At 38.8% G+C, this 21,051-nt stretch carries 22 protein-coding genes and 1 tRNA gene; 11 read left to right on the top strand and 12 right to left on the bottom strand.

The features are described 5' to 3' along the window. The first annotated feature begins 82 nt into the window (after positions 1-82). The gene (devC, locus tag AN486_RS08065) at positions 83-1,252 is read left to right on the top strand and encodes an ABC transporter permease DevC (protein ID WP_290600072.1); all 1,170 of its coding nucleotides are present in this window, start codon (positions 83-85) and stop codon (positions 1,250-1,252) included. Positions 1,253-1,289: 37 nt separating this feature from the next. Further along, a complete protein-coding gene (locus AN486_RS08060) occupies positions 1,290-1,973 on the top strand; it encodes a DevA family ABC transporter ATP-binding protein (protein ID WP_290600070.1) in 684 nt (227 codons plus the stop codon). A 625-nt stretch (positions 1,974-2,598) separates the two neighbouring features. On the opposite strand, the gene AN486_RS08055 is transcribed toward AN486_RS08060, so the two are convergent. Further along, on the bottom strand, positions 2,599-2,811 hold the full coding sequence (locus AN486_RS08055) for a hypothetical protein (protein WP_290600068.1): 213 nt from the start codon (positions 2,809-2,811) through the stop codon (positions 2,599-2,601). 42 nt (positions 2,812-2,853) lie between these two features. Then, the gene (locus AN486_RS08050; protein ID WP_290600066.1) at positions 2,854-3,441 is read right to left on the bottom strand and encodes a DNA cytosine methyltransferase; all 588 of its coding nucleotides are present in this window, start codon (positions 3,439-3,441) and stop codon (positions 2,854-2,856) included. 55 nt (positions 3,442-3,496) lie between these two features. On the opposite strand from AN486_RS08050, the gene AN486_RS08045 reads away from it, so the two are divergent. The 5 genes from AN486_RS08045 (at position 3,497) to AN486_RS08025 (ending at position 5,139) form a co-directional block, all read left to right on the top strand. Beyond that, positions 3,497-3,700 carry a hypothetical protein gene (locus tag AN486_RS08045; RefSeq protein WP_290600064.1) on the top strand — a complete coding sequence of 68 codons (204 nt, stop codon included), beginning with the start codon at positions 3,497-3,499 and terminating at the stop codon, positions 3,698-3,700. Between the two features lie 104 nt (positions 3,701-3,804). Then, positions 3,805-4,008 carry a hypothetical protein gene (locus AN486_RS08040; RefSeq protein ID WP_290600062.1) on the top strand — a complete coding sequence of 68 codons (204 nt, stop codon included), beginning with the start codon at positions 3,805-3,807 and terminating at the stop codon, positions 4,006-4,008. A gap of 38 nt (positions 4,009-4,046) precedes the next feature. Then, a complete protein-coding gene (locus AN486_RS08035) occupies positions 4,047-4,268 on the top strand; it encodes a hypothetical protein (RefSeq protein ID WP_290600060.1) in 222 nt (73 codons plus the stop codon). Between the two features lie 152 nt (positions 4,269-4,420). Next, positions 4,421-4,894, top strand: coding sequence for a hypothetical protein (locus tag AN486_RS08030; protein ID WP_290600058.1), 474 nt, complete (start codon positions 4,421-4,423; stop codon positions 4,892-4,894). Between the two features lie 179 nt (positions 4,895-5,073). Beyond that, positions 5,074-5,139, top strand: a tRNA-Arg gene (locus AN486_RS08025). Positions 5,140-5,385: 246 nt separating this feature from the next. Here AN486_RS08025 and AN486_RS08020 read toward each other — a convergent pair. Next, entirely contained in the window at positions 5,386-6,408 is a 1,023-nt protein-coding gene (locus AN486_RS08020; protein WP_290600056.1) for a tRNA-dihydrouridine synthase family protein, read from the bottom strand. A 335-nt stretch (positions 6,409-6,743) separates the two neighbouring features. Next, entirely contained in the window at positions 6,744-7,634 is an 891-nt protein-coding gene (gene miaA / locus AN486_RS08015) for a tRNA (adenosine(37)-N6)-dimethylallyltransferase MiaA (RefSeq protein WP_290600054.1), read from the bottom strand. A 337-nt stretch (positions 7,635-7,971) separates the two neighbouring features. On the opposite strand from miaA, the gene gyrB reads away from it, so the two are divergent. Beyond that, positions 7,972-11,214: a DNA topoisomerase (ATP-hydrolyzing) subunit B gene (gene gyrB, locus AN486_RS08010; RefSeq protein WP_290600052.1), complete on the top strand. Its 3,243-nt coding sequence runs from the start codon at positions 7,972-7,974 to the stop codon at positions 11,212-11,214. A gap of 1,173 nt (positions 11,215-12,387) precedes the next feature. Continuing rightward, complete coding sequence (gene rpoD, locus AN486_RS08005; RefSeq protein ID WP_027401183.1) at positions 12,388-13,560, top strand: RNA polymerase sigma factor RpoD; 1,173 nt, start codon at positions 12,388-12,390, stop codon at positions 13,558-13,560. A gap of 53 nt (positions 13,561-13,613) precedes the next feature. Here the strand turns inward: rpoD and AN486_RS08000 are convergent, their stop codons facing one another. From AN486_RS08000 to AN486_RS07980, 5 genes are all read right to left on the bottom strand, one after another. Further along, the gene (locus tag AN486_RS08000) at positions 13,614-13,847 is read right to left on the bottom strand and encodes a hypothetical protein (protein ID WP_027401182.1); all 234 of its coding nucleotides are present in this window, start codon (positions 13,845-13,847) and stop codon (positions 13,614-13,616) included. 130 nt (positions 13,848-13,977) lie between these two features. After that, on the bottom strand, positions 13,978-14,889 hold the full coding sequence (locus AN486_RS07995; RefSeq protein WP_290600050.1) for a tetratricopeptide repeat protein: 912 nt from the start codon (positions 14,887-14,889) through the stop codon (positions 13,978-13,980). Between the two features lie 631 nt (positions 14,890-15,520). Continuing rightward, positions 15,521-15,952 carry a PIN domain-containing protein gene (locus AN486_RS07990; RefSeq protein ID WP_290600049.1) on the bottom strand — a complete coding sequence of 144 codons (432 nt, stop codon included), beginning with the start codon at positions 15,950-15,952 and terminating at the stop codon, positions 15,521-15,523. Beyond that, the gene (locus AN486_RS07985) at positions 15,942-16,199 is read right to left on the bottom strand and encodes a ribbon-helix-helix domain-containing protein (protein ID WP_290600048.1); all 258 of its coding nucleotides are present in this window, start codon (positions 16,197-16,199) and stop codon (positions 15,942-15,944) included. The genes AN486_RS07990 and AN486_RS07985 overlap by 11 nt, the downstream gene beginning before the upstream one ends. Positions 16,200-16,443: 244 nt before the next feature. Next, complete coding sequence (locus AN486_RS07980; RefSeq protein ID WP_190382451.1) at positions 16,444-16,620, bottom strand: hypothetical protein; 177 nt, start codon at positions 16,618-16,620, stop codon at positions 16,444-16,446. A 169-nt stretch (positions 16,621-16,789) separates the two neighbouring features. Between AN486_RS07980 and AN486_RS07975 the strand changes: the two genes are divergently transcribed. Next, the gene (locus tag AN486_RS07975; protein WP_027401177.1) at positions 16,790-17,053 is read left to right on the top strand and encodes a DUF3146 family protein; all 264 of its coding nucleotides are present in this window, start codon (positions 16,790-16,792) and stop codon (positions 17,051-17,053) included. Position 17,054: 1 nt separating this feature from the next. Here AN486_RS07975 and AN486_RS07970 read toward each other — a convergent pair whose 3' ends face one another. From AN486_RS07970 to ntcA, 3 genes are all read right to left on the bottom strand, one after another. Then, on the bottom strand, positions 17,055-17,477 hold the full coding sequence (locus AN486_RS07970) for a pre-16S rRNA-processing nuclease YqgF (RefSeq protein WP_027401176.1): 423 nt from the start codon (positions 17,475-17,477) through the stop codon (positions 17,055-17,057). A gap of 70 nt (positions 17,478-17,547) precedes the next feature. Next, a complete protein-coding gene (locus AN486_RS07965; RefSeq protein WP_053538689.1) occupies positions 17,548-18,996 on the bottom strand; it encodes a DUF3084 domain-containing protein in 1,449 nt (482 codons plus the stop codon). A gap of 213 nt (positions 18,997-19,209) precedes the next feature. After that, a complete protein-coding gene (gene ntcA / locus AN486_RS07960; RefSeq protein ID WP_027401174.1) occupies positions 19,210-19,881 on the bottom strand; it encodes a global nitrogen regulator NtcA in 672 nt (223 codons plus the stop codon). Positions 19,882-20,258: 377 nt separating this feature from the next. Here ntcA and fabI point away from each other — a divergent pair, with 377 nt between their 5' ends. Continuing rightward, on the top strand, positions 20,259-21,035 hold the full coding sequence (fabI, locus tag AN486_RS07955) for an enoyl-ACP reductase FabI (RefSeq protein ID WP_053538688.1): 777 nt from the start codon (positions 20,259-20,261) through the stop codon (positions 21,033-21,035). Positions 21,036-21,051: the final 16 nt, after the last annotated feature.

Here is a 21,051-nt window from a genome sequence, read left to right as displayed (position 1 = left end):
CTTTGCTTGTGTAGTAGCGAATTATATTCGCCTTTTGGTCTTTTAAAACTTAATATCTCAATCATCACTCATAAAATCAATCATGTTTAACAAATTACCCACAGCTTGGTTACAACTAAGATATCAAAAAATTAGATTAATTGTCGCCCTTTCTGGCGTAATTTTTGCCGTAGTTATTGTTTTTATGCAGTTAGGTATTCGTGATGCTTTATTTGATAGTGCTGTGCGTTTACATCAAGGATTAAATGGAGATTATTTTTTAATCAGTCCTCGTAGTACCGCTTTAATTGCTATGGAAAGTTTTCCAGAACGTCGTTTAACTCAAACTTTAGCTTTTCCAGAAGTAGATTTTGTTACCCCAATTTATTTGGGTTTTGGTCAATGGAAAAATCCCCAAACCAGAAATAATTGGCGGAATATTTTTATCATTGGTTTTGATATTAGAGATCAAATTTTTGATTTACCAGGTGTTCATGAAAATATAGATAAATTAAAAATACCAGACAAAGTATTATTTGATCAAGGTTCAAGACGTGAATTTGGTCCAGTTGTTGCTGAATTTAAAAAACAAAAAACAGTAATTACTGAAATAACAGCTAGTGGAAATAATCGGAAAATCACAGTAGCTGGTTTATTTCAATTAGGTACATCTTTTGGTTCAGATGGTAATTTAATCACCAGTCATTTGAATTTTCAAAGGATTTTTTCTAACCGTAAAAAAGGCATAATAGATATTGGTTTTATTAAATTAAAATCTGATGCAAATTTAGAATATTTTGGTAAAAAACTTAAACAGTATTTACCCAAAGATGTGAAAATTTTAAGTAAACAAGAATTTATTAACTTTGAAAAAAATTATTGGCAAACTAGCACAGCTATTGGCTTTATTTTTAACTTAGGAGTTGCATTAGGAATTATTGTAGGTATTGTCGTTGTTTATCAGATTCTTTATTCTAATGTTTCTGAACATTTACCTCAATATGCTACATTAAAAGCTATTGGTTATCGTAATAATTATCTTTTATTAATGGTATTACAACAAGCTTTTTTGATTGCTATTTTAGGCTACATTCCCGGCTTTTTGATTGCGATAATTCAATATCATTTTACAAAAGCAGCTACTCTTTTACCTGTAGTTATGACTTGGGAAAGAGGAATAGTTGTTTTCATCACAACAATGTTAATGTGTTTTATTTCTGGTGCAACTGCCGTTGCTAAATTAAAATCTGCCGATCCTGCTGATATTTTTTAATAGTTTTTTAATAGTTATTTAGGAGTTTTAACTAGTTATGAACCCAAGTATAAAAATTGAGGATTTAAACCATTTTTATGGTGAAAAAGAATTAACAAAACAGGTATTATTTGATATTAATTTAGAAATTAAAGCAGGAGAAATTGTAATTTTGACAGGTCCTTCTGGTTCAGGAAAAACGACTTTACTTTCCTTAATTGGTGCTTTACGCTCAGTACAAAATGGTAGTTTACAAGAATTAAATCAAGAATTATATGGGGCAAGTGAAGAGCAATTAGTCCAAATACGTCGTCATATTGGTTATATTTTTCAGGCACATAATTTATTACCATTTTTAACAGCAAGAGAAAATGTACAAATGTCCATAGAACTTCATGAAAATATTAGCAAAAAACAAGCGATCGCTAAATCAGAAGCTATATTAAAAGAGGTTGGTTTAGGTGAAAGAATAAACTATTATCCTGATAATTTATCTGGAGGACAAAAACAAAGAGTAGCGATCGCTCGTGCCTTAGTCAGTCATCCTAGCATAATTTTAGCCGATGAACCCACAGCAGCATTAGATAAAAAAACAGGTAGAGATGTAGTTAATTTAATGCAAATTTTAGCCAAAGAGAAACATTGTACTATTTTACTTGTTACCCATGATGATCGAATTTTAGACATAGCTGATCGTGTTATTCACATGGAAGATGGAAGACTAGAGGACAATACAACCTGACGCAATACTGCTCGGTTAAGGAGAGATAGGGGGTAAAGTCAAAAATATTTTGTTCGCGTATACATTACGAGAACAATAAAAGCCAAAAAAGTTGCTTATACCTAACAAAAGGCACGCGGAAAAAACTTACAGCACTTCCGTCTGTAATGAGGTACAAGCTTGAATAATGAAACTCTCGTGGTATAGGCATCTTAATCGCTAGATGTGTACCTCATAACACCGGGAAGTGCTGTAATTGTCAATTGATGAGAATATCTTTAAACCGTGGAACTATAAATTGAGAATGAAAAATTAAAAGCATCAAAATGGATATATTCAACTTGCCTGTTTAACAATTTGAAAAGATAGTTGTTGTCGAGGAGTACGGGGTGAAATGAGCAGTGATTCCGAAACTTACGCTAAGGAATTGATAAGATGCTGGTAACATCCTGGATGCCAAGAAAAAAACTGTACCAATTGAAGCCTATGAAAAGTAGTAGTCTCAAACCCTTGCTGTACCGTAGTAAATTACTGTGCTAAATAAAGTTTGGGTTAATTGGTACGTTGAGAATTACCAAAAATATTGATTGACAGAATGCTTATCCAGTATGGGTTACAGCCTTAGCGTAACTTTCTGTACGATTGCTCATTTACCCCCTAGACTTGCTAAAAACTTTACTCTCATCAAAGGAATTGCTGCTTGTAACGGCACAATTGAACGACCAATTAAATTAATTGCTTCTCTACGTCCCGGCGTGTTTCTGGGAACTCCACAATCGAGCGGGGGTTTATTGATTTTCCACCACCCTGAATAAGACAATCCAGATAACCAAGGGGAAATCCCATTAACCATAGGCATACTTCTATTGAAAGCTTGCGAACTGCTTGCAGCAGCGCTTCGCTATCGCTCTCCAAACGACCTTGTTGTTTCAATGTCCATTCCAATTTGTTCATCCCAGCATTTCCACCCTTCCCGTTGCTGCAAGGATAAGTCGTTGGTGTGGGCAATAACAAAGACTCTGCTTCGTCTGTGGGGTGCGCCAAGCTGCGATGCCGAGATAATTTCAACTTCTGTAGAGTATCCTGCCATTCTGAGTCCTCCAAGACACGCTCGTAATCCTCTATGGATAAATCCTTCAGGTTGCTCAATAACGACAAATTTGGGCTTGCCAATGCAGATACACCGGAGGGCTTCAAACCATAAGTTTGACTCTGGGTGTGCAAGTCCGGTTCTTTTACCTGCGTTAGATGTGCCTGTGCATGGGTGGGAAACGAAATAGACATCTATATTTTGCGGCGGTGTGTAAGTTTTAATATCAGAGTGAATAGGAATTAGTGAATAGTGCGAACGTAATACTTGTTGAGCTTCAAGGAGAATTTCTGCAAATTGGTAAGTTGTGAAAACCTGATAACCATAAATTTGTTCAAGAATTTCAGCAGCTAATTCCCACGCACCAATTCCAGCGAAGTAATCAATACAGGTAATCATAACAAAATTATTTCTGTGCTACCGCCTTTAGAGTTTGCTGTTGTTGTTTAAAGCCATGAAATTAGTTAAATCAGTTGAACCACCAATGGACAGTAATAGCTTGAAGATGCTTGAAAATGATGTCGCAGAAATCTTGGAGAAAATTAGAAACTTATCCGCAAAATATCCTAGCGATTCTCTTGAACAGTCTGCAATTTCTATCCAGCTAGAATTAGAAAGTTTTGTGTATACTGCTAAGAAACAAGCCATTCTAAGATAACTTGAAATGGCTCGATAGCTAGGATACTTGGAATTGAAAAAATGGGAATATTTAGAGGCTATTCCCTGTTATTTAGGGTGTTTTAGTAGTAATAGAATTATATCATGAACAGAATCAATTTTGCAGGAATTGAATGTGAAGTAAAAAGTGTTTCACCTCATGGGAATTATACAGTAGTTAAGTTGAGCGATAGCGAAGCGCTCCGTAGGAATCGCATTACAATTGTAGGAACTTTCAGCAATCGCTTTCACTGGGAGGAATCGCCTGATTCTGATTCTGGATTCAAGAGCTTGTTTGCCAAACAATGAAATTCTAAATAATTTAGTTTAGACAAGAGGTGAATCAAATGTATCTTGAAGCATCAGAAGCTTGGTGTTTTGCTGAAGAATTGTCAAACAAAATCATTAATGGTGTTTGGAGTGATGTTGTTAAAAAGCTCAAACAACTAAACCCCATGCAGTCAATTTATATATTTGATTTGATAGTCAAGAATAAAATGCTTAATCAATCAAATATTGACAGTCTTGTGAGAGTAATTTCTAATCATCTAAATGATAAGGATGAATAGATAATGTAACATTACTGCTAGTTTATTCTGGCAGTGAATTAATGAATAAAATAAAGGAAATTATGATTAAAGTAATTAATGGTAAACGTGACGGTTTTATTGGTCAAGATAAAATTTATTTTGTTTTTCATATTTTACCAAGGTTTAAATGAATGTTTTACCAGCATCCAGAAATCAAAGGTTCTATCCGTAATCTTCGCCAGTATTATCGTGAATCAGCGAAAATGAATGTATTTTCTTACGACATATATCTCAATGATAAGCTAGTTTTGAGTGAAGATTTTGATTTTTCTTCTCAATCTCGTGAGCAAGCTTTAAATTCAGCGATAGCGAAGCGCTCCGTAGGAATCGCTAGAGGTAATAGAATCAGACAAGATGAATTAATCAAGCATGAATTAGCTGCTGTAGGCAATAACCTTTATGTCAAATGGTGTACAGATTTGACAGAATATGGCAAAAGTATTGGTTTAACAGGCTTTTATAGTGTATTTGAAAAGGGTAGACAATATTGTATTTATAACACTCAGAACCTTGATAAAGCTCTTGAAAAGTTAAATGAAATAACAGCAAGAAATCAAAACGATTTACGTCGTTATAAGCAAATCCGCGAGGAAATAGATTTTTAATTAATTGGAATCCTAGCTTTTATCAAGAAGGTTAGGATTGATCAGAATCTAAACAGGTTGTGTAGGATTAGTGGGCATTACAAATATGAACAACTTTGTTAAAAATTATTACAGCATTAATAAGGTAGATCAAAATTAGATCAATTATTTTAGATGTGGCCAAAACCATTACTAACACTGGGTTTTAGATAAATAAATTCTGCCTTCTAAGCGGACGGTCACAGGTTCGAGTCCTGTCGTACCCATTCATTAAATACAGCAGAATTCAGGAGTCAGGAACTAGGTTGCTGTCTGGCTTTGAATAGAGGGCGTTGCTGATAGCCTGCGTGGCGAAGCCATATTGAGGCATGAAAATCAAAAATTCTATTTCTCAATCTCTTACTCTCTGCGACTCTGCGCCTCTGCGTGTTAGCGAAGCGGGGCGAAGCCTGATAAATTCACTAACGCCGAATAGAGAATTGTTGGTTTATTTACGCTGTGTTGTACTAGATTTAAACAAGAATAGTTGAGGGTGTTAGGGCTAAAGTTTTCGTTAAATCTGTCAGGAGAAAGCGATCGCAGAGTTTAAATAATTCTATCTCTGTAGAGGTGTGTCGCATCAGCCGCAGAAAATGACCGTCAGTATCAACATTTAAAGCAATGTAGTTTAGAAACATTTTCAGGTAGCCTATCCGCGCTCGTTCTGGCATAGTGGAAGCTGTAGGGGTTTGCCATAAGCGATCGATGTAATTGCGTACCTCTGCTAACGGCACTGGTGTGATCTGTTCTCCCCGTAAAGCCTGACGAATTTGATTAAACAGCCAAGGATTTCCAATCGCCCAACGTCCCACCATCACCCCCGCTGCACCTGTTTGCGAAAGCACTTCTAAGGCAGTTGTCGCCGATTTGATATTGCCATTAGCCAGCACTGGACAGTTAACCCGTCTCACCGCTTCCGCAATCAAATCATACTTAACTTCCCCGTGATACATATCTTTCACCGTGCGACCATGCAAACTCAATAAATCAATATTGTTATCAGCAATTATATCTAGGATTTTATAAAAGTTATCTGTATTTTCAAAACCTAAGCGCATCTTCACCGTTAAGGGTCTATCATTAACCACAGAACGCAGTTCTCCCAAAATCCGCTCGACTTTTTCCGGTTCTCGGAGTAATCCACCTCCAACATTTTTGCGATAGATTCTCGGCGCAGGACAGCCCATATTTAAGTCTACTCCAGCGATATTATAGCCGCAGAGTTCCTTTGCGGTTCTGGCTAAATCGGGGATACTTTCGCCAATCATTTGGGCAAAAACCGGGCGACCTGTATCGTTTTCGGTAATTGCTGCCAGGATTTTCCGATTGAGTCGTGAGGTATCATTGACACGAAAATACTCAGTAAAGAAGTAGTCAGGGCTACCGTAGTGGGCAATGACTTTCATAAACCAGAGATTGGTTACATCCTGCATAGGTGCAAGGGCAGTAAGTGGTAAGTCTTGCTGAAGCGATTGGGGGAGCAATACCTGGGACATAGAGTTGCAAAGCGTTCAACGGTAATTGAGAATTAATTATAACAAAATCCTTACGGAGTAAAGTTTTGACTGTGGTATGGGCATTTCTAAATATAAGGACGGGCAGGATGCCCATCCCACAAAATTGGGTAATTTATTTTTTGGTGTTCTCTTGAGAGAACTAAGTAGGTTGGTGTTGAAAATTGTCGTTATGGCAAGGCACTCATGCAAGAGGCAAGAGTGAAGAGGGTTTGGGCGATTTTACATTTCTTTACACAGTTTGGTTTTATTGTGTTCACCTACTTATGAGCCTTATTCTGTCTGCATCTTAACTCTTTTTGTCATCCCGTCAGCTATCAGACAAATTGATTAATTCGTTGCCAAACACTTTTTAATAAATCAGAATTATCCATATTAACATATTCAAGATTAGGAGATTGTCTAAACCAAGTCCGTTGACGTTTAGCGAATTGTCTGGTATGTAAAACAATTAATTCTTTTGCTTCTTCTAAAGAAAGTTCACCAGCTAAATATTGCTTGATTTCTTGATATCCCAAAGTATTTAATAAAGATAAATCAGTACCATATTTTTGACAAAGATATTCAACTTCACCAACTAAACCATCTGCTATCATTTGCTCAGTTCGCTTGCGAATTCTCACGTCTAAATGTTCTGCATCAGAATCTAAACAAATTTGCAAAATTGGATAATCCGGTGGGTTTTCTCCTTGCTGTTCAGAAATGGGTATACCAGTTGTATAATAAACTTCCAAAGCTCTTAAAGTTCGCACCAAATCGTGAGCATGAATTTTTTGGGCAGCGATCGCATCAACTTGTTGTAATATCTGGTAAAGTTGAACTTGTCCTAAAGATTCTAATTGCGATCGCAATTCTGGTTGTGGTGAAACCCTGGGAATCTTCATTCCTTGCACAATGGAACGAATATATAAACCAGTTCCACCCACTAACAACAGTGTTTCACCCCCCAATCTAGCAATTAAAGCTTGTGCTTGTTCCTGATAATTTGCTAATGTCATTATTTCAGTTGGTTCACAGATATCTATTAAATGATGGGGAACTGATTTTTGTTCAACCATATTTGGTTTAGCCGTACCAATATCAAACTCACGATATACTTGACGAGAATCAGCACTAAGAATTACAGAATTTAACCTTTGTGCTAAACTCAAAGCCAAACCAGATTTACCCGTCGCTGTCGCTCCACAAATTACAATTAATTTAGTCATTGGTCATTAGTTATTAGTCATTAAGTAGGTGAACACAATAAAACCAAACTGTGTAAAGAAACGTAAAATCGCCCAAACCCTCTTCACTCTTGCCTCTTGCCTCTTGCCTTTTGCCTTGCCATAACGACAATTTTCAACGCCAACCTACTTAGTCATTGGGAAGAAGAACTGGGAACAGGTAATTGTCTCTTGAATTCCCATTAGGGTTACAACCCCTAATAAACTTCTCACAAAATCGCGCTACAGACGGCAGGAAGGCTTTTGTGTTATAATGTTGGGGTGATTTGACTTTTTTAGCCTTTTGGCGATATTAACCCCAAGCATCAGGAGAATTTTCATGACGAGCAGTTACAGCGCCGATCAGATTCAAGTTCTGGAAGGTCTGGAAGCCGTCCGCAAACGACCAGGGATGTACATTGGTACTACAGGTCCGCGAGGACTCCACCATTTAGTTTACGAGGTAGTGGACAACTCTGTTGATGAAGCTTTGGCGGGTCACTGTACCCATGTTGAAGTGGATATTAATGCTGATGGTTCTGTGACAGTAACAGATGATGGTCGGGGTATTCCCGTAGATATTCACCCAAAAACCGGAAAATCAGCTTTAGAAACTGTGTTAACTGTTCTCCACGCTGGTGGTAAGTTTGGTGGTGGTGGCTACAAAGTTTCCGGTGGTTTACACGGGGTGGGGATTTCGGTTGTTAACGCCCTGTCCGAGTTTGTAGAAGTTACGGTTTGGCGCGATCGCAAGGTACATACCCAACGATATGAACGGAGTTTCCCTGTTACGGAATTGGTAGCAACGCCTTACAAAGAAGATAGAACTGGTACTTCTATTACCTTCAAGCCAGATACACAAATTTTTACCACCAGCATAGAATTCGATTACATTACTTTATCAGGAAGATTGCGCGAGTTAGCGTACTTAAATGCAGGTGTCAGAATTACTTTTACCGATCATCGTTTAGAAATCATTAAAAGCGATACACCGAGAATAGAAACTTATGAGTACAAGGGTGGTATTAAAGAATATATCGCCTACATGAACCGTGAGAAGCAACCTCTCCATGAAGAAATTATCTATGTCCAAGGGGAACGTAATAACGTCCAGGTAGAAGTTTCTTTGCAGTGGTGTACTGATGCTTATACAGATAATGTCCTCGGCTTTGCTAATAATATTCGGACTATTGATGGTGGTACACACCTAGAAGGTTTAAAAGCCGTTTTAACTCGGACATTAAATGCAACCGCTCGCAAACGGAATAAAATTAAAGAGAATGAATCTAACCTCAGTGGTGAACACGTCCGTGAAGGTCTAACTGCTGTAATTTCTGTTAAAGTCCCTGATCCTGAATTTGAGGGACAAACTAAAACTAAACTGGGAAATACAGAAGTTCGCGGTATCGTTGATTCTTTTGTGGGGGAAGTTCTCACTGAATATCTAGACTTTCATCCGGCGATCGCTGATGCTATTTTAGATAAAGCTATCCAAGCGTTTAAAGCTGCTGAAGCTGCCCGTCATGCGCGGGAATTAGTCCGTCGGAAATCAGTATTAGAATCCTCTCCTCTACCTGGTAAGTTAGCAGATTGTAGTTCTCGTGATCCGGCTGAGTCTGAAATATACATCGTGGAAGGCGATTCAGCGGGAGGCTGTTTTCATGGTGATACATTAGTAGCATTAGTTGATGGGCGATCGCTCAGTTTTAAAGAAATCGTCGCCGAACAAGCAATCGGCAAAGAGCATTTTTGCTACACCATTCGTAATGATGGCACTATTGGGGTAGAACGGATTATTAACCCCCGCATGACTAAAGCCAATGCTGAAGTCATTAAGGTGACATTGGATAATGGCGAAACAATTGTTTGCACACCAGATCATCGCTTCATGTTACGCGATGGCAGTTACAAGCAAGCCGCATTATTAACCCCTGATGATTCCCTCATGCCTCTATATCGGCAAATATCTGATATCAGCAATCCAGGGATTACCATTGATGGTTATGAAATGGTTTGGAATCCCCGTTCTGATTCTTGGTTGTTTACCCATACCTTAGCGGATTGGTATAACCGTTATTTAGGTGTTTATCAGCTAACAGATGGAGAACACTGCCATCATCTTGATTTCAACAAGCGTAATAATAACCCTACGAATTTACAGCGGTTATCGGTTGAGTCACACTTAGCTTTGCATCGCGCTCATATTGAAAAAACATTACATCGTCAAGATGTAATTGAAAAGAGCCGGAAAACTCGTCAAGGTAAAGAATTTCGTGTCAAGATGAGTCAAAGAATGCAGCAGCCGGAAACGCAGCAAATTTTGTCAGCACAAGCTAAGGAACAATGGCAAGATGAAGCCTATCAAAGTTATATGCTGGGCAAATGGAGAGAGTTTTATGACAATAACCAAACTTATCGTCAGGAAAACCATAAACGCCTCAATCAAGCACAGCAAGACTATTGGAGTGATGAAGCTAATCGGTTAGCCCAATCCCAAAGAGTTAGCGCCTATTTTGCTAATAATCCCCAAGCCCGTGAAACTCAATCACTTTTGGCTAAGGAACAATGGGAAAATGAAGCTTTATTGGCATGGCGGCGAGAAAAAACACAGCAGCAATGGACACCTGAATTTCGCGCCCAACGTCATGCTACTTTGCAGCAAACCTACTATCGCAAAACTATTACTGTCCTCAAGCAGATTGAAGTTGAGCAAGGTAAGCTTGATTTAGAAGCTTATAATACGTACCGTCAACAAACAAAAGACAAGTCTTTATTACGGTTTGATAATTTTTGTCAACGCTACTTCGATGGTAATCCAGCGTTAGCCTATGAAGCTGTTGCTAATTACAATCACCGCATTGTCAGTATTGAACGTTTAGCAGAACAGGTAGACGTTTACGATATCGAAGTTCCGCAAACACATAACTTCGCTTTAGCCAGTGGTGTATTTGTTCACAATAGTGCAAAGCAAGGACGCGATCGCCGAACCCAAGCAATTCTGCCTCTGCGTGGTAAAATCCTCAACATTGAAAAAACCGACGATGCCAAAATCTATAAAAATAACGAAATTCAAGCCTTAATTACCGCACTGGGTTTAGGTGTCAAAGGTGAAGAATTCAACGCCTCGCAGTTACGATATCATCACGTAGTATTAATGACTGATGCTGACGTAGATGGGGCGCACATCCGCACGCTGTTGTTAACTTTCTTCTATCGTTATCAACGGGCATTGATTGAACAAGGTTTCATCTATATCGCTTGTCCTCCCTTGTACAAAGTCGAACGGGGTAAAAATTACCAGTATTGTTATAGCGAACGGGAATTGCAACAACATCTAGGTACTCTTCCCAGCAATGCTAACTATACCATTCAACGTTTTAAAGGTCTGGGAGAAATGATGCCAGAACAACTCTGGACAACCACCATGAATCCAGAAACCCGTACCCTCAAACGAGTGGAAATTGAAGACGCAGCCGAAGCTGATCGGATTTTTACCATTCTTATGGGCGATCGCGTTGCACCCCGCCGGGAATTCATTGAAACCTATGGTTCTAAACTGAATATGACAGATTTAGATATCTAAGGTAATGAGTAATGGGTAATGGGTGATTGGTAATTACGGATCTACCTCCCCCGTTCCCTTTCTCGATAAATTTTTCCCTAAAAATCATAAATTTTCTCCACAAAGGGGGAAAGCATTTGCTATGCTTATAAAGCGCAACTAGATATTATCTACAAAGCAAAGCTGAGTAAGTATACACAAAACTTTTCATAACCAGATGACAGCCACCTTCTTAAAATCCGAAGTATTCATAACTACAATTGACATACGTTAATTTACCCAAATATATCTTTGGGCAACTTTAGCAGCAATATTATTTATCACCTGATTAAAATATCGTTGCATACCATAAGAACAGTTTGTCAAGTTGCACAGGGTAGAAATCTCAACTCTGCGCTAATGTGTGAATAAGGCTAAATCGAGAGAAATCTTAATTCATCTCTTACCTCGCTAAAAATATGCCATAACTTTAACTCCTTAGTTCAAGTTCTTGGTATAGCATATACAAGAGTTAGTGCCTGGAAACAAACACCAATCACTAGCTAATAGTGAATATGTACAATTAGTTCAACCAGAACTAATATCTGTAAACAAATATCCGCCTTCGGACTAAGTTCAAGCAGAACATAAATACTATTTGTTCAGTTAGGAACAATTTGTATAAGTTTTATAAAGCAGCAAGTGTGCCTACCTTTTAATTTAATAAGAATGCCACTGACCAACCCAAAAGTTTTCGACAAGATTTAATGGTATTACCACCATTTTTAATGTCTTTTTGATAAAGGTGGCTTAATCTTAGTAAATAAGTTCATAAATAATGCACGAAAAGAGTGTAATTTTTGTGAAACAGGCTACAATTGGAACAGTATTTACAGTTAAATCTGCTAAATGTCATACACTGTATCCGCACCGGGAAACTTTTTGAAAAAGATGGATCTAGGTTTATAGATTCGGTTAATCAAAAGTGATATGTAGGATGATCGGGTATGACAATTAAAAAAAGCGGCCAATTCGCTTTCAAAGTGATATTTGCCACTTTTACTCAACAATCCTGCATCAAACAGGAAAAAAATCACCGAAAATATCTGAGGTTAACTAGCCAAAACCCGATTTTCGGTTCACAGATTACTCCACACTAAAAGTAATCGCAATGTCTTCAGTAACTGATTCTGCAAGGAGCATGAGGAACGCGGCATGAACCAGGCTAACAACGTACTCGATAATATTTATCAGCCTGACCTAGAAATGATAAATCCGCCTGAGATCGAATTACAAGCACTCTTAATAGAAGAAGAGGACTTATTGCTGACTGATGACGGCGAAATTGATGATTTTTTAGAGCCTCAGTCTGATGAGGACGACGCAAAGTCTGGAAAAGCCGCTAAATCGCGTCGTCGGACACCAATCGCCAAGAAAAAGCACTATACAGAAGATTCAATTCGTCTGTACCTGCAAGAAATTGGACGGATTCGTTTGTTACGCGCAGACGAAGAAATTGAACTAGCGCGGAAAATCGCTGAGTTACTGGAATTAGAACGGGCGCGGGAAAGGCTTTGTGAACGCCTAGAACGCGATCCTAGAGACAGCGAATGGGCAGCAGAAGTATCATTGCCATTACCAACCTTTCGTTACCGTCTGCACGTGGGACGGAGAGCGAAAGACAAGATGGTACAGTCGAACTTGAGACTTGTAGTTTCCATTGCCAAAAAATACATGAATCGGGGCTTGTCCTTCCAAGACTTGATTCAAGAAGGTAGTTTGGGTTTGATTCGTGCTGCTGAAAAGTTTGATCACGAAAAAGGCTATAAGTTTTCTACCTACGCTACATGGTGGATACGTCAAGCAATTACAAGAGCGATCGCTGATCAGTCCCGCACTATCCGTTTACCGGTTCATCTCTACGAAACCATTTCTCGGATTAAGAAAACTACCAAACTCCTATCTCAAGAAATGGGACGCAAACCCACAGAAGAAGAAATTGCAACTCGTATGGAAATGACCATCGAGAAACTGCGGTTTATTGCCAAATCTGCCCAGTTACCAATTTCTTTAGAAACACCTATCGGTAAAGAAGAAGATTCTCGTTTAGGTGATTTCATTGAATCTGATGGTGAAACTCCAGAAGATCAAGTTTCTAAGAACTTGCTGCGGGAAGACCTAGAAAAAGTCCTTGATAGTCTCAGTCCTCGGGAGAGAGACGTTCTCCGACTTCGCTATGGTTTAGATGATGGGCGCATGAAAACTCTGGAAGAAATCGGTCAGATTTTCAACGTTACCCGCGAACGCATTCGCCAAATCGAAGCTAAAGCACTCCGTAAATTACGCCATCCTAATCGCAATAGCGTATTGAAAGAGTATATTCGTTAATTGTTAGGGGTGGGTTTAAGTCATTAATCTCTTAAACCTGCCCCCAGCATTAATTACATCTTGCCTTTCTGCATCACTTCTTGGAGATGATGACGAATTTCGTGCGCCTGTTCAATTTCCGATTGCCGTAATTTTTGGAAAAGTTCTACACAGGGTTGAGAATTAGCTTCTTTGGCATCTTTGATATAATTTTCATAAGCTTGAACTGCTACGGCTTTAGTATGCAGGACGCTGATAAAATCATACTCTAAATTGCTAATAGGTTCTTGAGTTTTAGTTTTAGTCATGTCTCTACTCCGTTACTTATTTAATTAACTTCTACTTATTTCTCTAGATTTATTCATCTGTCCAAAAGCTGAGAAAATATTGGATTAGTACCTGATGAAAGAGTAGAGACGTTCCCGATAACGTCCCTACCTACTTATTTAAGTTTTTCAATTGTTGTAATAACTCCTGGGAATTTTTCACCCACTGTAAATTACCTTGAATATTATATAAATCTTGAGCATATTGGAAGACTTGTACAGCTTCCTTGTATTGTTTCAACTGCATAAAAACTAATCCTGCACCATAATAAGCGTTAGCATAAGTAGAATTAGCTGCGGCTGATTTTCTGAAAGCTGCTAAAGCTTCATTTAATTGACCTTGATTAAACAAAATTGAGCCAAGATTATAGTGTGCTTCCGCATATTTGGGATTTATTTGAATTGCTTGATTAAAAGCTGCTTTTGCTTGTTCAGTTTTCCCTTGTTGCAAATAACAGATACCTAAATGATATGCTGGTTCGGGAGCATTTTGACTATAGTTTCTAGCTTTTTTAAAAGAAGCGATCGCACTTGCCCAATTTTTCTCCTGTTCCTTCAGCAACCCCATGTTATAATGGGCAAAACCCAGATTTGGATTTAACTTCAAAGCCTGATTTAAATAATCTTGCGCCAATTTTAAATTATTTCCTTCTAATAGCGCCCCACCTAAATTTGCAAAAGCTAAAGCAAATTGAGAATCAGCTTGGGTAGCTTGATAAAAAGCATCTGCCGCAGGTTGTAATTTTCCCGATTGTCGCAGTGCTAAACCCAAGTTATAATGCGCTGCTGCTAATTTAGGATCTAGTTTAATAGCTTGACGAAAAGCGGTAATTGCTGCTTCTATTTTTCCCAATTGAATCGCTTGTAACCCTTGATTTAAAGAATCTGTAGCCGCTTTACTATTTGTGGCTTGTGCCAGTATTAGAGTAGGGGGAGAATTGGAAAATACTGGTTTGATATTAACAGCTAATAATAATAAACTTATGATCCCCAAGATGGGATATTTAATTAATGATAGTTGCATGAGTTGAGTTCTGTTTCGCACAAAAACACAAAGGAAGATAAGGAACAATTAATATTGTTCTGGTAAATAATCTTGATTTAAACTTTCTTCTGTAGTGAATAGAGAGTCTACGGGAAAGATTTCAAGTCATAACCCTGTTTCCAACGCAGCTTGTTTTCTGGCATCTTGATAACATTCGTTAAATACCTCAGAGGCGTTGCTGGTTAAGAGTATGATTTTGTTATGCCTACGGCACGCTGCGCGAACACGCAGAGGCTCTCCAGTCGCAGAGAGTAAGAGTTTGAAATCATTGATTTTTCAATTTCATACCCTAATTCAGCAACGCCGATTTTTGATAGCCTGCGTGGCGTAGCCATACAAGACTCAGTAGGTATTAATTCTGTCTTTCCTGTTCCCTGACCACACAAGTATATATGGCTAACGCCACGCTATGCCTTCGGCACACTACGTGAACGCTATCAGGAATCAAACCGGATTCCTATTATTGTATATTATTTTTTAGGTGTTGGTTATTTTCATTGGAAGTGTATAAAAGACTTCTCCGGTAAAGCTTGTAGAGACGTTCCATGGAACGTCTCTACAAGGGGTTCAAACGACGCACATTTAATTTTCGGAGGTGTATAAAGCATAATTAATCATTCAGTTTAAAAGGATTTGTAAACTTTACACCCTCAACAGTTGCACCTGATGGAAAATCTTCACTGTAAATTTCTTCAATTTGATTAAGTCTTGCTGTTGCCCAAATTTGCGCGTCCCAAAAACTAAAGTTATGGCTTTCTACACCACGAATCGCTTCTAGGCAGATTAATTTTGTCATATCAACAATATGGCAAACTGCTAAGTAGTTACGCATTCGCACCAGTGCCTCAGCAGGAGTTAAAAGCGATCGCCTAGTGCGGGTTGTAGCCATAAAAAACTCCCCTATCACCTGGGGACTAATTACTGCTTTCCCCGAACGAATTAACCTATCAACAACTGCGATCGCTTTTTCCTGTTTTATCGTATCTAATGAATCGTAGATGTACACTAGAATATTCGTATCAATAAAGACTCTACCGTTCATAAAGATCTTCCCGCTTCCAGTCCCTACCTCCAGCTTGAACAGGTCGAGTTTTGATTTGTGCAATAAATTCTCTTTCGGCTTCCCACAATGAGATATCGGTTTGGGGGACAGTGATTTCACTAAGATGAAGGTCAATGGCTTGACGAATAATCTCGGCTTCACTTATACCTGTTTGTTGTGCAATCTCTTTGAGTAGATGTTCTTGACTTGGTTGGATATAAATCTGTTTGCGAATTTTAGTTGACACAATTTAGAAGTATACTTAGTGCATACATTATATTGTACATTATTTATTAGAAAATTGCGAGTTTATTGATTTGGACTTAGGGAACACCAAAAAATAAATTACCCAATTTTGTGGGATGGGCATCCTGCCCGTCCTTGATGATTAGCGGGCTTTTCGTCCCGCACCACGAGAAATTTTTGGGTATTTTTTTAATTGGAAGTCCCTTAGAGATTCGTAAGTTTATAGGACTTACGCACTGTATAAATTAATATTCATCATCATTACCAAAAGACACGCAAGGACTATCAATTTCTACCGCTGGAGTGAATGAATTACAGAAAGTGACAGTAGCACAATTAACTCCCAACTCATCAGGGTGAGTGCATTCTAATTTGATATAAAAAGCACACTCTTCACAAATAGTTTTATGTAATAATTGCATTATTATCTTGCTTTTATCGTAATTTGACCACAAAAGAGTAGTTAAGAAACTGGACTTTACTAACTTATCTTGTTTTGATTAGTTTGTAGAATTAAGCTATTTTTGGTACATAGAATAAGTAGCCTACATAAATAATTGGCTTTTATCCCATACGTGACATCAAACAAGCGTGAGTGCTAAACGTCTGCCAGAAACTACTGCTCATGTGAGAGTTACCCGCCAATCTTGGCAACAAGGCTTTCTTGAAGGTGAAGTTAGCGCCGGTAATTTTCAGTGGCATTTCCAGTGGCATTTCCGTCGGGGAGAACTTTCTGTAAAGCCTTCCCAGGGTCGTGCTTTAATCAAAGAACCTCTAGGGCGGTTTTTAGAACAACAGGACTATCAGTTAGAACCTGGAGGGGATTATGCTTTTACAATTCGGGCTGAATTGTAAATTAGTTGTCAGTTAGTCGGTTAAGATATCGTTCAATCAGGAGAATGGCCACAATGTCATCTATTGGCCGGGGGGGTTGACGCAAACCCTTGGGTAATAGTTTAGTGATGCCTTGGGGTGGATACATCTGCCAATAGCGATCGCGTGCTTGTAAAGTGGAATAACGTTCATCAACTAAAATGATATTGGTGGGTTTGCTTAATTCCTGATTAAGTTGCTGTTTCCACTTTTTAGCCGTTGTTTGATCTCCCATCACCATTAAGGATACAGGGAATTTTTGCAGTTGTGTTTCAATATTAGCGATCGCCTCATTTGCCAAAACAACTTGATGATAAAATAGTTGTCTATCCAATCCCATCACCGCAATCCCGCATTTATCACGACCGGGATCAAATCCTAAAATTACAGGTTGTGTATTAGTCATTATTTACGTAGGGGCGCAGGGTCTGCGCCCAATATTGATTGTAGTAATTTTCAATCTTTAATTAAATTCTTCACGTACTAAAAAGAATTTGTCCATTCAAGAGGGCTACTAACTTGACTCTTAGCGGACCTACAGTATAAGTATTTTCTGCGGCTACAGCTTTGATTTCTACTTCCTGTTCCGTTTGCTGTAATTGGGTAACAAAGCGCGGAAAAGTTCCTTCTATTTGGACACTTTCGACAATTCCCGCATTGCGGGCGCGAAACTGGGAAGCGGAAATTAGTAAATCTAAGCGTTGACGCATTTGTTCAGATGTCATATTTTTTAAATCCGCTGTAGTAGTAGCCAGCACTTCCCCTGATGAAAATACGAGTTGATTTCTCGCTGCATCTGCAAAAAATTCTATTTGCTTTTCACCTCTGACATAGTTACCTGCGGAGAAAATTCGGACTACATATTCTCGACCATCTTTAATTTGTGCAACTAGTGCTTTAACCTGATCTTTAGTGACACGGAGTATTTCTTTATTAGCCGGAATAGCACCAGGTTCAGTTAATTGAATATTGGCATTGCGGTTAGCTTCCTGAAGAATTTGGATAATTGCCTGCTGTGCTGCATCAGGCTTGTCTACAGTAATTAATCCTGCCGCTATTACTTGACCCTTTACTAAGGCTAGTTTACCCAAGCGGAGGTCACGGTAGGACTGATAATATTTTTCTAGTCTGGCTACTTCCTGCTCTAAAAATTGTTGTTGTTTCTCTAATTCTTTTAAGCGAGATTCTCTAGTCATAATAACTTCTTCCCGCTGTTTAATTTCGAGGTTACGATTTTGAATAAGTTTATCTAATTTAACAATTTTGCGATCGCGTTTTTCAATTACCGTCTTCGCTTCATCAATTGCCTGTTTTGCTTCAGCGTATAATCTTTTCCGTTCCGCCTTTAACTCTTCTACTGCCGTTTGTAATGTTTGTCGCTGATTATAAAGAGTTTGTAATTCACTTCTTGCCTGTTGATACTGAATCACAATTCCACCAAGATGGCTTTGAGTTGCATTAAGTCGGGCTTGGGTTTTGGCTTGCTGATTAAGAGTGCGATTGAGTTGAGCTTGTGTGGTCTTTTGTTTAGTATTTGCTGCCTGTAATGACTTATTAATTTTCTGTAATTCTTCCTGTGCTTGACTTTGTTCTTGTTTGGCTTTATTTAACTCACTCTCAACCTGACTTTTTTGCGCTTCTGCGATTTTTAGTTGTTCCCGCTTGTTCCCCAAATCTCTTTGAATATCCTCTAATTCAAATACGCCCTTTCGCAATCCGCCATCAGCCGCAAAGAGAATTGCTAAAGTTGATGCAGAAATTAGACCGCCTGTAAAAATAGTCACAATTACAGCAGTTTTTTTCGGACGTAAATTGAAAAGTGAGAGACGAGCTTTGCCAACTCGTGTGCCGATGCGATCGCCAACGGTAGCAATTACGCCTCCCAAAATAAGAATTGCTGCAATAAGGATGTACCCGGTGGCCATTTTTAACTACCGCAATGCTGACCGATACAGCCTACTACGTTCAACCATTGTCTGTGAGTAAATGGAGTTAGGCCAAAGTAGGAATTATACAATTTTGAGACTTTCCTCCACATTAACGGTTTAATCTCTATGGTAGTGACGCTACTTAGGGAGACCCTAAGACCGTATTACCTCAAAAATAGAAGCCGTGCCAACTCCATTTACCCATAACTTTTAAGTAAATTGCTTACTTAAAGCAACAGGTTTATGCACAGTAATCTTCTTTTTATGAATGGAAATCATTTTCTTCTCGCGTAGATCTCCCAGCAGTCTAGTGACTGTAACGCGAGTAGAGCCAATTGCCTCAGCGATCGCCTGATGGGATAACTTCAGATCAATGGTAATACCATCAGCGCAAGGAACGCCAAAATCTCGACAAAGAATCAACAAGAAACTAATTAACCTTGAACCCATATCACGGTGAGCAAGAGTTTCAATCATCATCTCCGTCTGCAAAATCCGCGAAGAAAGACCTCGCAGCATTAACATTGATAACTCTGGGTTTTCCTTCAGTGCCTGTTCAACTTGTTCAATTGGGGCTGAAAGCAATTCTACAGTAGTAAATGCCACTGCATGATAAAATCGATCAGACTTATTGCCTGTCAGCAACGACAGCACACCAAAGACGCTATTTTCTCGCAGCAGAGCCACCGTTATTTCTTCTCCTGCCTCGTACACCCTTGAGAGTTTCACAGCACCCTTGAGAAGAAAATAAACTCGTTCAGCAGGATCTCCCGGAAAAAAGATCGTCTTGTTCCGTTCAAATGTTTCCACCACCGGAGGAAAAGCCCCGGTCGCCATTTGACGAAAAACATTTGCTAGGGCTTTATCTTGTGTCACTATCATTTCTCCCTTCCCCTACCCAATGCCAGAAAAACAAAAACTAATTACCTAAGAATACACCCGAAAAATCAATAAATCACCATTAACCTTGCTGTTTTTTCCTATACCTAAACGCGGAATTCCTAGCCTTCCGTTTATAATGATACATAATTGTTGTTCCGTTTAGCTAGTAATTATTGATAAGTAGTTTCACCAATTATACTCCAAAAGTTTTGCCTCTAAAAATTGTCAATTTCTTGAGAATTTTTGTAAACATGGGCATGATTTTTTGGGGCTTACTGCTTGCTTATGGAGCATTTTGGAAAATCCCTAGCCCGATGCAGTCAAACTAGGCTCAGATTCTAGTATGCTCCTAATGATGAATTAAATTAGCAATTTCTATGCTCAATCTATCTGGAAAAAATGCCCTAGTTACAGGTATTGCCAATAACCGTTCTATCGCTTGGGGAATTGCCCAACAACTACACAAAGCCGGGGCTAATTTGGGCATTACCTACTTGCCAGATGACAAGGGTAAAATGGAAAAAAAAGTTTCTGAATTGGTAGAAACGCTCAGTCCTAGCCTATTTCTGCCCTGCAATGTTGAAAATGACGAGCAAATTCAATCTACTTTTGAAACCATCCGGCAAGAATGGGGGAAAATAGATATTCTAGTGCATTGTTTAGCCTTTGCAAAAAAAGAAGATTTGACCGGAGGTTTTAGTCAAACTTCTCGTTCTGGTTTCAATACGGCTCTGGAAGTTAGCACCTATTCACTGGTACAGTTAAGCGGTGCAGCTAAACCTTTAATGACTGAAGGCGGAAGTATTATTACTCTTACATATTTGGGAGCAGTTCGAGCAATTCCTAACTATAATGTCATGGGTGTGGCTAAAGCTGGTTTAGAAGCCAGTGTTCGCTACTTGGCAGCGGAACTCGGACCCGATAATATTCGCGTCAATGGTATTTCTGCTGGACCTATTCGCACCTTAGCGTCTTCAGCCGTTGGTGGCATTTTGGATATGATTCATCACGTCGAAAAAGTAGCACCACTCCGTCGCACCGTCACTCAACTAGAGGTAGGCAATACAGCAGCTTTCTTATGCAGTGATTTAGCAAGCGGTATTACTGGACAAATCCTGTATGTAGATGCGGGATATGAAATTATGGGGATGTAGGGATGTGGGGGATGTG

The organism is Anabaena sp. AL93 (assembly GCF_001672085.1).
GTDB lineage: Bacteria > Cyanobacteriota > Cyanobacteriia > Cyanobacteriales > Nostocaceae > Dolichospermum > Dolichospermum heterosporum.
This window is presented reverse-complemented; position numbering and strand designations above follow the sequence as displayed.

Coding starts and splice junctions, on each gene's coding strand:
- AN486_RS08000 (WP_027401182.1), bottom strand. CDS start 13,847: ATGACTAAAACTAAAACTCAAGAACCTATTAGCAATTTAGAGTATGAT.
- AN486_RS07965 (WP_053538689.1), bottom strand. CDS start 18,996: ATGGCCACCGGGTACATCCTTATTGCAGCAATTCTTATTTTGGGAGGC.
- AN486_RS08060 (WP_290600070.1), top strand. CDS start 1,290: ATGAACCCAAGTATAAAAATTGAGGATTTAAACCATTTTTATGGTGAA.
- AN486_RS07980 (WP_190382451.1), bottom strand. CDS start 16,620: ATGCAATTATTACATAAAACTATTTGTGAAGAGTGTGCTTTTTATATC.
- ntcA (WP_027401174.1), bottom strand. CDS start 19,881: ATGATAGTGACACAAGATAAAGCCCTAGCAAATGTTTTTCGTCAAATG.
- AN486_RS08045 (WP_290600064.1), top strand. CDS start 3,497: ATGAAATTAGTTAAATCAGTTGAACCACCAATGGACAGTAATAGCTTG.
- miaA (WP_290600054.1), bottom strand. CDS start 7,634: ATGACTAAATTAATTGTAATTTGTGGAGCGACAGCGACGGGTAAATCT.
- AN486_RS07970 (WP_027401176.1), bottom strand. CDS start 17,477: ATGACTAATACACAACCTGTAATTTTAGGATTTGATCCCGGTCGTGAT.
- gyrB (WP_290600052.1), top strand. CDS start 7,972: ATGACGAGCAGTTACAGCGCCGATCAGATTCAAGTTCTGGAAGGTCTG.
- AN486_RS07990 (WP_290600049.1), bottom strand. CDS start 15,952: ATGAACGGTAGAGTCTTTATTGATACGAATATTCTAGTGTACATCTAC.
- devC (WP_290600072.1), top strand. CDS start 83: ATGTTTAACAAATTACCCACAGCTTGGTTACAACTAAGATATCAAAAA.
- AN486_RS08055 (WP_290600068.1), bottom strand. CDS start 2,811: ATGCCTATGGTTAATGGGATTTCCCCTTGGTTATCTGGATTGTCTTAT.
- AN486_RS08020 (WP_290600056.1), bottom strand. CDS start 6,408: ATGTCCCAGGTATTGCTCCCCCAATCGCTTCAGCAAGACTTACCACTT.
- AN486_RS08035 (WP_290600060.1), top strand. CDS start 4,047: ATGTATCTTGAAGCATCAGAAGCTTGGTGTTTTGCTGAAGAATTGTCA.
- AN486_RS08030 (WP_290600058.1), top strand. CDS start 4,421: ATGTTTTACCAGCATCCAGAAATCAAAGGTTCTATCCGTAATCTTCGC.
- AN486_RS08050 (WP_290600066.1), bottom strand. CDS start 3,441: ATGATTACCTGTATTGATTACTTCGCTGGAATTGGTGCGTGGGAATTA.
- AN486_RS08040 (WP_290600062.1), top strand. CDS start 3,805: ATGAACAGAATCAATTTTGCAGGAATTGAATGTGAAGTAAAAAGTGTT.
- fabI (WP_053538688.1), top strand. CDS start 20,259: ATGCTCAATCTATCTGGAAAAAATGCCCTAGTTACAGGTATTGCCAAT.
- rpoD (WP_027401183.1), top strand. CDS start 12,388: ATGAACCAGGCTAACAACGTACTCGATAATATTTATCAGCCTGACCTA.
- AN486_RS07995 (WP_290600050.1), bottom strand. CDS start 14,889: ATGCAACTATCATTAATTAAATATCCCATCTTGGGGATCATAAGTTTA.